Genomic DNA, 9895 nt, shown 5'->3' with positions numbered 1-9895 from the left:
TCTTCATTTTTCAAACATATTTTCTTAACTTGATGGCTATGGGGGTGACTCGGAATGTCGAAAGAAAAAATAAAGGAACCGCTTGATGATGGACGTCAAAAAATTGATGTCGATTACGAGGAGGAGTCATTAGACACACAGCAGCCAGTGAAGGAAAAACAAAAAAGTGACGCGATTTTAACACCGATTTTTTTACTGTTCATTTGTATTCCGATTGGATTCATTATTTATTTTTGGAAGTTTTACGACCCGAGTGTAGCAGTTGAGCAAGCAAAAGTAGCCGAGCATCAAGTGGTCGAAATTGCGACAAATACGTCTGTAATACCGCAGGAAAATCGTATTGCAGCAGGTGATGGCTCACAAGAAGGCGAGCTAACAGAAACAGAAAGAACGGCAGCGGCAATCGCAGCACAGAAGGCAGCTGAAAAAGCAGCGAAGGCAGAAGCAGAGCGCGTTGCACAGCAGCAAGCAGCAGAAGCCGAAGAAAAGCGTAAGGCAGCAGAGGCAGAAGCGCAACGTCAGGCGGAGCTAGAACGTCAAAAGGCAGCAGCTAAAGCGGCAGCAGAAGCCGAAGCGAAACGTAAAGCAGCACAGGAGCTCGCGAAGCAACAGCAGGCACAACAAGCAAAAGCTGAAGCACAACGTCAGGCTGAGCTTGCGAAGCAACAAGCTCAGCCAAAACAGCAGCAGCCAAAAACTCGTACGCATACTGTTAAAGAAGGAGAGACGTTATACCGCATTGCTGTAAATTATTACGGCAGTGGCGATGCAGTCGAACGCATTAAGGCGGCAAACGGATTATCCTCAAATGAAATTGTTGTAGGTAGCGCATTAACATTACCGTAACGAGAACGCGTGGTTCACATTTGTGAGCCACGTCCTTTTTATATGACGGAAAGGATGAACGAATATGTGGAAAAAAATCATCGGTGCAATAGTGCTAGCAGGTGCTAGTATGTTCGCCTATATGTTAAAGGTGGCGCACGAAAATACGGTGAAAACGCATATGCTGCGACTACAAGGTCAGCGCGAGCAGCTGCGCATTTTCTTTATTTCAGACGTGCACGCTCGTCGAATTAGTGATGCATTATTGCAGCAAGTGCGCAACGTCGATTTCATCATTATCGGCGGTGATTTTTGCGATGAGCGCGTGACGTTAGCGCAAGTCGAACGAAATATACAAAAGCTCGTACAAATTGCACCGACGTATTTCGTGTGGGGCAACAATGATCGTGAGCTAGACGAGCAACAATTAGTCGAGCTGTTTGCGCGCAACAACGTCCGTGTGCTCAATAATGAAAATGTGCGTTTAACGCAGTACAGTAATTCGTGGGTACTTGCAGCAATTAACGACACGTCAAAGCGCGACTACAACATCGATGAAGCGTTTAAAGGAACGACCGATGACGATTTCGTCATTTACATTTCGCACAATCCACAAGTGTTTGCGCGTACTGTGCCGACGTATAGACCCGTGCTTATGCTTGGTGGACATTTGCACGGTGGACAAATTCGCCTCGGACGATTCGGCATGCACGAAAATGGCGCGTTCGTCAAAAAAGAAACGCATGCGGAGCTCATTAGTAACGGTTACGGCACGACGCTCGTTCCACTTCGCCTCGGCGCACACCCTGAAGCGCACATTATTGAAATTCATGTCGAGTAATGTCGAGAACGTATATATGGATGGAAAAAACTATAGATAAGCAGTAGGAGATGGATTTTTGTGAAAAAAGTAGAGGCTATTATTGTTGGTGGCGGTCCGTGTGGTTTAGCAGCGGCTATTGCGCTAAAGGAAATTGGTTTATCACCGATTGTCATTGAAAAAGGCAATATCGTTAACGCGATTTATGAATATCCGACGCATCAAACATTTTTTAGCTCAAGTGAGAAGCTTGCAATTGGCGATGTACCATTCATCGTTGAACAGCGCAAGCCACATCGCAATCAAGCGCTCGTGTATTACCGCGAAGTCGTCAAGCGTAAGGAGTTGACGGTGCATCGCTTCGAAAAAGTATATAGCGTCGTGAAATTAAGTGAGCATTTCGTTGTTGAAACGTCAAAGGATACGTATGAAACACCGTACGTAATTATTGCGACGGGCTATTATGATAACCCGAATTATTTAGGACTACCAGGCGAGGAATTGCCAAAGGTGCTGCATTACTTTAAGGAGGGACATCCGTATTTCGATACAGATGTGCTTGTGATCGGTGGGAAAAACTCTGCGGTCGATGCGGCGCTTGAGCTACATAAAGCAGGTGCGCGCGTTACGTGCGTATACCGAGGTAGCGACTATTCGCCAAGCGTTAAGCCGTGGGTGCTACCGGACTTTGCGGCGCTCGTTCGAAACGGTGATATTACGATGCATTTTGAGACACATGTTGCAGCAATTGAAGAAGATGCGGTCATTATTGAGCGTGATGGCGAGCAGCAGCGCATTGCAAATGATTTCGTCTTTGCGATGACAGGTTATCATCCAGATCATTCTTTTTTACGACAAATGGGCGTTCATATTGATGATGAAACAGGCCGTCCACTCGTTAACGAGGAGACGATGGAAACGAACGTAAGTAATTTATTTATTGCAGGTGTTATTGCAGCGGGCAACAATGCGAACGAAATTTTTATTGAAAATGGACGTTTTCATGGTGGACAAATTGCTGCGTGTATTCAGACAAAAAGAGCATAAAAAAACGCGTGGGCGCAATTGTCCACGCGTCTTTTTATGCGAAAAATGTTCGTAAATCGACCGGATCATGCGCGTTTAACGCAAGCATAAGCTTTAGCCGCGCCTTTTGTCCGTTTAAGCCGTTCGCAAATAGCACACCAGCATCTTCAAGCTGCTTGCCACCGCCATCGTAGCCGTACACACCTTCTGCAATGCCGTTAAAGCAGCGCGATACGAGCACGACCGGAATGTGCGCTGTAAAAAATTGCTGTAGCTTTTTGGCAATCAATGGCGGTACGTTTCCTTGACCGAGCGCTTCAAGCACAAGACCGTCGTAGTTTGCCTGCAATATGTAATCGAGTAAGTCAGCTTCCATGCCGGCATACACTTTCAACAAGGCGACGCGCTTTTGTAATGATGTGACGTTTACATATTGCCGGTGAATTGGCGCATGGTGAATGTGCACTTGCTTTTTTGTGACAAGTCCAATTGGCCCGTACTGCGGCGACTGGAACGTGTTAACTGAGCTTGTCGATGTTTTCGTAATGTTAAAGGCAAGATGCACTTCATCGTTCATGACGACGAGCACTCCTTTATTGCGTGCTTGTTCATCCGTTGCGACGCGTACAGCTTCGACTAAATTATACACGCCGTCTGCACCGAGCTCATTGGATGAACGCATCGCACCCGTTAGGACAATCGGAAAGTCAAATTGCGTCGTCATATCTAAAAAGTACGCCGTTTCCTCTAGCGTATCGGTGCCGTGTGTAATGACGACGCCCTCTAGCTGCTCAAGCTTTGCGTGCTCGGTGATGATGTTGCGTAGCGTGAGCATATGTTGTGGTGTAATGTGTGGGGATGGTAAGTTAAATGCCTCGAGCTCAATGATATTTGCATACGTTTGCAACATAGCTTCATTTTTCAGTGGGTTTTCGTCGTTTAGTATGACCGCACCGGATTCGTTATGTAGCTTCATCGAAATTGTGCCGCCTGTATGAATTAATAAAATGTTTTTTGTCAATTGCTAGCACCTCACACGTAGTATTCGTTCACATGGTATAATGATTATAGCAAAATATAAGGAGTGATGGACAACATGTTTATATTGCTAACAGTCGCAATTGCACCAGGTCTTGCGCTGTTTAGTTACTTTTATTTACGCAACGAGATGAAAACGGAGCCAGGTAAGACGCTTCTTCAATCATTCGTGTACGGTGCGGCCATCACGTTCCCGATTTTGTTTATTCAATATGTGTTAACAGAAGAAGTTGTGTTTACAAATCCTTTCGTGCAGCATGTGCTGTTTACGAGTGTGCTTGAGGAATTTTTTAAGTGGTTTTTATTGTATTTAGCTATTTACCATCACGTTGAGTTTGACGATCCGTACGATGGCATTTTGTATGGGGCGAGCATATCACTTGGCTTTGCGACGGTGGAAAATGTTTTATATTTATTGTCTTACGGTGTGGATACAGCGTTTATGCGTGCGTTGCTACCTGTATCGAGCCATGCGCTATTTGGCGTCGTTATGGGCTATTATTTAGGAAAGTCAAAGTTTACGAAGCGCACGAAAAAGTATTTATGGCTCGCCTTTTTAGCGCCGGTCTTGTTACATATTGTGTACAACGGTATTTTAATGCTAGAAGACGCGTGGCTATATGTGATGATTCCGTTTATGCTGTTTTTATGGACATTTGCATTGCGCAAAGTGAAAATGGCACACGCACATTTAATTATTCATTTGTACGATCAAAATAAATTATAATTTATAGTACGCTATAGAAAAATAAAGTATACTATGGCATAATAAATTAACAAATTATAACGTAAGTGTGGGGAAAAATGTGGATTTCAAAATTGGAACCGAGTTAACATTAGAGCCCGTTGTGAATGAACGCAACGAGCGTTATCGCTGCAAGCTTGTAGAAAATGAAGAACACGCTTTTTATATTGATTATCCCATTAATGTATTAACACGTAAAACAGCTTTTTTAATCGATGGGACGCAATTTAAAGTGACGCTTGTGGAAGGTGAAGCATCGTACGTTTTCGTATCCGAGGTGCTTGGCCGGAAAAATGTCGGCATTCCGATGATGGCGATGAGACAGCCCGATCCAGAAGAAATTATGAAGTTACAGCGTCGCGGATTTGTACGTGTGCAAACCGCTGTTGACGTCGCACTAAAAGTAGACGACAAATTTTATCAGCTTACAACTGATGATATTTCAGCTGGTGGTATCGCTGTTATTTTAAAAGGCTACGAGCAGCTAGAAGAGGACATGATAGTTGATGCGACGATCGTTCTACCGTTTTCAAATGGCGATCTTCATTACGTTATGACCGAATCAAAAATTATTCGTATATTTGAACGAGAAGGCGTGAAGATCGCATCGGTTCAATTTATTGAGCCACTCGACATTGATCAGCAATACATTGTACGCTTTTGCTTCGAGCGACAAATTTTATTGCGCAAAAAAGAATTGAATATATAATGGCATGTTTGTTAATTAGCCATTTTTAGGTTCATGACCGTAAGCTGGGGTTGACGCATAAAAGTTGCTTGAAACAAGAGGCGGACTCCAGCGGGAAAAGCGTTCGCCGTAATGAAAGAACGATCAAGCACATATTTTGGTCAAGAGCCTATATAATTGTAAAAGTCTCGTTTTCAAACGAGGCTTTTTTTTGCCTTTATGCTAAACTAAAGAGAGTAAGAAAGGATTGAATAACTATGAATAAAACGATTCAAATTGCCATTGATGGACCAGCAGGCGCTGGCAAAAGCACGATTGCGAAAATCGTCGCAGAACAATTAGGCTTCACATACATTGACACAGGTGCAATGTATCGCGCCATTACGTATAAAGCGTTGCAGCAAAATGTATCGCTAGCAGATGAGGCAGCGTTAGCCGAGCTACTAAAATTATCAACAATTGAGCTACAGCCGTCAGAAAACGGGCAGCTCGTATTTTTAGATGGCGAAAACGTATCAGATGTCATCCGTACGAACGACGTCACGTCATCTGTATCGCAAGTTGCCGCACACGGAGCGATTCGTGAGCAAATGGTCTCAGCACAGCAACAGTTAGCAGCAGCAGGAGGCGTTGTGATGGACGGACGCGACATTGCGACGCACGTATTACCACAGGCGGAGTTAAAGGTGTTTATGTCTGCAACAGTAGAAGAGCGCGCACGTCGTCGATTTATCGACAATGAAAAGCGTGGCATCGACTCAACAATGGAATCGCTAATTGAGGATATTGCGCTGCGTGACAAACTAGATAGCGAGCGAGAAGTATCGCCACTCGTGCAAGCCGACGATGCGATTTATTTAGATACGACGACGCTCACAATCGACGAAGCGGCATTAGAGATTTTGCGTCTTGCGAAGGAGCGAATGAACTAAATTCACGATTTTTTCGCTTATTTTTTGTTTTTATTAACAAGATAGCATACAATAGAATGGAAGATGTGAAGGAGGGTTACATATGTCTGAAGAGATGAATTTAGGAGCAAGCCAACAGTTTAAAGAAGGTGATATCGTTAACGCGGTAGCTGTACAAGTAGACGATAAATCGGTAACGGTAACAATTGACGGTGCGCCGTTTGATGGCATCGTGCCAATTAGTGAATTATCTAGCTTACACGTCGAAAAAGCTTCTGATGCGGTATCAGTAGGTGATGAGCTTAAGTTGCTCATTACGAAGGTAGAAGAAGAAAATTTCGTGCTTTCAAAACGTAAAGTGGATGCACTCAACGCTTGGGATAAACTAGAAGCGCAATTTGCGACTGGTGAAGTGTTTGAGGCGGAAGTAAAAGATGTGGTCAAAGGCGGCCTAGTAGTTGATTTAGGTGTACGTGGCTTTGTACCGGCATCATTAGTGGAGGATTACTTCGTTGAGGAATTCGATGATTATAAAGGGCGTACGTTGTCGTTTAAAATTGTTGAGCTCGACAAAGAAAAAGGTCGCTTAATTTTATCTCATCGTGCTGTCGTAGAGGATGAGAAAAAGGCGAAAAAGCAAAACGTCATCGAAACGATTCAAGTAGGTGATGAGTTAGACGGCACAGTACAGCGCATTGCGGCATTTGGTGCGTTCGTTGACTTAGGTGGCATTGACGGCTTAGTGCACATTTCACAGCTATCGCACCAGCATGTAACGGACGTAACGGATGTGCTATCAGAGGGGCAACAAGTGCGCGTCAAAGTATTATCTGTTGATACAGCGAACGAGCGCATCTCATTATCGATTAAAGATACGCAGCCTGGACCGTGGGCAGAGATTGAACAAAAAGCACCGGTTGATTCAGAGTTAACAGGTGTTGTGCGTCGATTAGTACCATTTGGCGCGTTCGTTGAAGTATTCCCAGGTGTCGAAGGGCTCGTGCATATTTCACAAATTTCACATAAGCATATCGGCACACCGCAAGAAGTATTAACTGAAGGTGACGAAGTGCGTGTGAAAGTGCTCGATGTAAGTGGTGAAGAAGGTAATTACCGTCTATCATTAAGCATTAAGCAGCTTCAAGAAGCGCCAGCACAAAAAGTATCGTCAACGATTGAAGTAGATGAGTCATACGAGCTACCAGAAGAAAATAGTGGCTTCTCGTTTGCGGACGTAATCGGCGACCAGCTGAAAAAATTTAAACAAGATTAATGCAAAAAGGGCTATGCGCACGTGCGCATAGCCCTTTTTGTCGTTTTATACGTGCTGACGAATAATTTGCGTCAGCTTTTGTTGTAGCTGCGGAATGTCCGCTGTCGTGAGCGTTAAGCGTACGAATGACTCATCTAAATCGAGTGCCTCTGCGAATAAGCTGCTTAAGCCGCGCACTTTACGGTCGATTTGTAATAATAACTCTGCTGAATGGGCGGATTGCGATAAAAACATCACTTCAAATTCATCGAGCTTGCCGCGGAATTCTCCAGACGTTGGCACAAATTCAAACTCTTGCACGAATGGGTAGCGCTTGCGATATACTGGCGCTGCCGCTTCGCATCCAACCTCGCGTAAACGGAAACCAAGCGCTTGCACTACATTTAAAATTTCCGTCGCAAGTGGTGTTGGCTCTACTGAAATGTAATCTTTATCAGTTGGATCAATCGCCATTGCAATGTCTAAACCAGTGTGTACCCAGACGCGTGTTTTTCCCATCGTAATTGGGGTTTCATACGGTAGCTCAAATGAGAACGGCAACGATTTTTTTTCGCCTGCTTCTACTGTAAACGCGTCGCTAATGCGTAAGTTTTCTAACACAACGTCCTCTTCGTATTTCGTGTCGTTTAATTCCTTCGTGTATGATGTGTATAACACTAAAGAAATGGCATCGATCGTTTGTGCAACGTCACCGCCGACAATTTCAACGCGCCCTGTAATCGTATCGCCTACGCGAACGTTTGAACGATCTAAAATTGTATCAACTTTGGCTGCACCAACACCGAAGCTTGCTAATGCTTTCTTGAAAAATGACATAAAAAATGCCTCCTTTAAAATAAATATGTACAATTTATAGCTCTTGACCAAAATATGTTCTTGACAGTTCTTTCATTTCGGCAGACGCTTTTCGCGGAGAGCAACACGACGTTCGTCATAAAGGCGTTGTCGCATGGACGCGACGAACGTAGCCTTTGTTCATCGATTTTCGGCTCGGGTGCCTCTGCGGGTACTCGTCGCGAAAAGATTTTCGCTGTTTTCGCAGAAGTCGTCGCCTGTATTTCAGAATATACATCTACACGTTGCAAGCACCGATTTTGGAATAGAACCTAATTTATTATACGCAATTTCAGACAAATAGTTTCAATAAAACGTTGCCAATTTGAAAAACTACATATTTCCTTTATACTGAAGTGGACACATCGTACAAATGGGAGGCATTATGAACAAGCGAAAACGTCATGTCGCTGATGTTGCGTTCACATTATTTATTGAACGCGGTGTTCAACAAACATCAATTCAAGAAATCATTGAGCGGGCGAACATTTCAAAGGGAACGTTTTACAATTATTTTGCATCGAAAACAGAATGCATTGCGGCGGTGCTTGAGCTACTGCGCTATGAGGCTCGTGAATACCGGCTTGCATTAGAGGTAGGTAAAGATGCAACGGACAAAGAGCTGCTAATTGAACAAATATCGGTATTAATTCATACAAATGAAAAGCGCAACTTACACGTTTTATTTGAAGGGCTGCTACATTCCAACGAGCCGGAGCTGAAAAATTTAGTGTTGCAGCACCGTTTAATTGAGCTGCGTTGGATTCAAGAGCGACTGCAGGAAGTGTATCCCTTTTCATACGAGGATCAAACGTATGAAGCGGCGGTGCTTGTGCATGGCATGATTCATCATATGCTGTTTGTGCTGCGTGTCACAAATAGTGCCTATACGCTAAAGGAGCTCGTATCAACGATGTTTCAGTATGTTGAAATTTTGTTGCCAAATATTACGACATGCTTTATTAATACATCTTATTTAAGTGTGTTAGAGCAAACGATTACAAGACCGGTTGTCATGAAAGAAGATTTATTGCAGCTCGTCGACGATTTGCTAAAGCAGTCATTAACGTTAGAGCAGCAACAGTTACTAGAGGCGGTGCAACAGGAGTTTTTGCGTGAAACGATACGTGTGACGGTGCTGCGTGCTTTATTGCCTGCATTGTCAAGTAGCTTTTCACAAACAGAGCTTGAGCGGCGTGTACAGCATTTTGTGAACGTCACGTGGCATTATTTGAAAGCAAAGTAGGTGAGTAGATGAAACGAATGGTTTTTTTATGTATGATGATGTTGCTACTCGTCGCATGCAGTGAACAGGAGCAGCAAGGTGTATTTGCGTACAAAAATACGTATATTGGCGATGCATCAGCTGTGCGGGCAGTCGTCGAGCAAGTGGACGGAGCGGCACATTTTATTCAAATGGAGCTATATACGGATTTAGAACCATATGGATTACAGCTGTATTACGAGGAGCTAACAGAGGCACAAATGCTAGCAAACGGTACGTATTTATTTAGCTTAATTCAAAATGTCGATTGGGTGCATTACACAGTCGGAGAGCAAGCGTATGAGCTATCACGCGAGCAAATAAACGACACGTACGGCATCGATGTGCGCAACATTCACGACGAAGCGGCATTGCGTAAATTAATCGAACAACTTCAAAAGCAGTAGCCCACTAAACGGAGCTACTGCTTTTTTATTGTGCGCCCAGCATGCGCATAAACTTTAGGGTGTA

11 protein-coding genes are annotated in these 9895 nt (G+C 43.9%); 9 read left to right on the top strand and 2 right to left on the bottom strand.

Annotated features, from left to right (window positions below; all coding sequences use genetic code 11):
- Positions 1–54 precede the first annotated feature (54 nt).
- The 3 genes from A6K76_RS13935 to A6K76_RS13925 all read left to right on the top strand — a co-directional run bounded on the left by A6K76_RS13935 (position 55) and on the right by A6K76_RS13925 (position 2692).
- Positions 55–846: a LysM peptidoglycan-binding domain-containing protein gene (locus A6K76_RS13935; RefSeq protein ID WP_066466150.1), complete on the top strand. Its 792-nt coding sequence runs from the start codon at positions 55–57 to the stop codon at positions 844–846.
- Between the two features lie 64 nt (positions 847–910).
- Positions 911–1666, top strand: coding sequence for a metallophosphoesterase (locus A6K76_RS13930; protein WP_066466148.1), 756 nt, complete (start codon positions 911–913; stop codon positions 1664–1666).
- A 60-nt stretch (positions 1667–1726) separates the two neighbouring features.
- Positions 1727–2692 carry a YpdA family putative bacillithiol disulfide reductase gene (locus tag A6K76_RS13925; protein WP_066466147.1) on the top strand — a complete coding sequence of 322 codons (966 nt, stop codon included), beginning with the start codon at positions 1727–1729 and terminating at the stop codon, positions 2690–2692.
- Positions 2693–2726: 34 nt separating this feature from the next.
- Here the strand turns inward: A6K76_RS13925 and A6K76_RS13920 are convergent, their stop codons facing one another.
- Entirely contained in the window at positions 2727–3692 is a 966-nt protein-coding gene (locus tag A6K76_RS13920) for an asparaginase (RefSeq protein ID WP_066466145.1), read from the bottom strand.
- 75 nt (positions 3693–3767) lie between these two features.
- Between A6K76_RS13920 and prsW the strand changes: the two genes are divergently transcribed.
- From prsW to rpsA, 4 genes are all read left to right on the top strand, one after another.
- Positions 3768–4436 carry a glutamic-type intramembrane protease PrsW gene (gene prsW / locus A6K76_RS13915; protein ID WP_066466142.1) on the top strand — a complete coding sequence of 223 codons (669 nt, stop codon included), beginning with the start codon at positions 3768–3770 and terminating at the stop codon, positions 4434–4436.
- Between the two features lie 79 nt (positions 4437–4515).
- Positions 4516–5163 (top strand): flagellar brake protein, encoded by a 648-nt coding sequence (locus A6K76_RS13910; protein ID WP_066466140.1) that lies wholly within the window; start codon positions 4516–4518, stop codon positions 5161–5163.
- 236 nt (positions 5164–5399) lie between these two features.
- Positions 5400–6074 (top strand): (d)CMP kinase, encoded by a 675-nt coding sequence (cmk, locus tag A6K76_RS13905; RefSeq protein WP_066466138.1) that lies wholly within the window; start codon positions 5400–5402, stop codon positions 6072–6074.
- Between the two features lie 82 nt (positions 6075–6156).
- Positions 6157–7326, top strand: coding sequence for a 30S ribosomal protein S1 (gene rpsA, locus A6K76_RS13900; protein ID WP_066466136.1), 1170 nt, complete (start codon positions 6157–6159; stop codon positions 7324–7326).
- 45 nt (positions 7327–7371) lie between these two features.
- On the opposite strand, the gene A6K76_RS13895 is transcribed toward rpsA, so the two are convergent.
- Positions 7372–8142: a sporulation protein gene (locus A6K76_RS13895; protein ID WP_066466134.1), complete on the bottom strand. Its 771-nt coding sequence runs from the start codon at positions 8140–8142 to the stop codon at positions 7372–7374.
- Between the two features lie 403 nt (positions 8143–8545).
- Here A6K76_RS13895 and A6K76_RS13890 point away from each other — a divergent pair, with 403 nt between their 5' ends.
- Together A6K76_RS13890 and A6K76_RS13885 are read left to right on the top strand one after the other, a co-directional pair.
- Complete coding sequence (locus A6K76_RS13890; RefSeq protein ID WP_066466132.1) at positions 8546–9406, top strand: TetR/AcrR family transcriptional regulator; 861 nt, start codon at positions 8546–8548, stop codon at positions 9404–9406.
- A gap of 8 nt (positions 9407–9414) precedes the next feature.
- Complete coding sequence (locus A6K76_RS13885) at positions 9415–9831, top strand: DUF4825 domain-containing protein (protein ID WP_083995468.1); 417 nt, start codon at positions 9415–9417, stop codon at positions 9829–9831.
- Positions 9832–9895 lie beyond the last annotated feature (64 nt).

Source organism: Caryophanon latum (genome assembly GCF_001700325.1).
GTDB lineage: Bacteria > Bacillota > Bacilli > Bacillales_A > Planococcaceae > Caryophanon > Caryophanon latum.
Note: the sequence above shows the minus strand (reverse complement) of the source record. Positions and strands in the feature narration are given on the sequence as shown.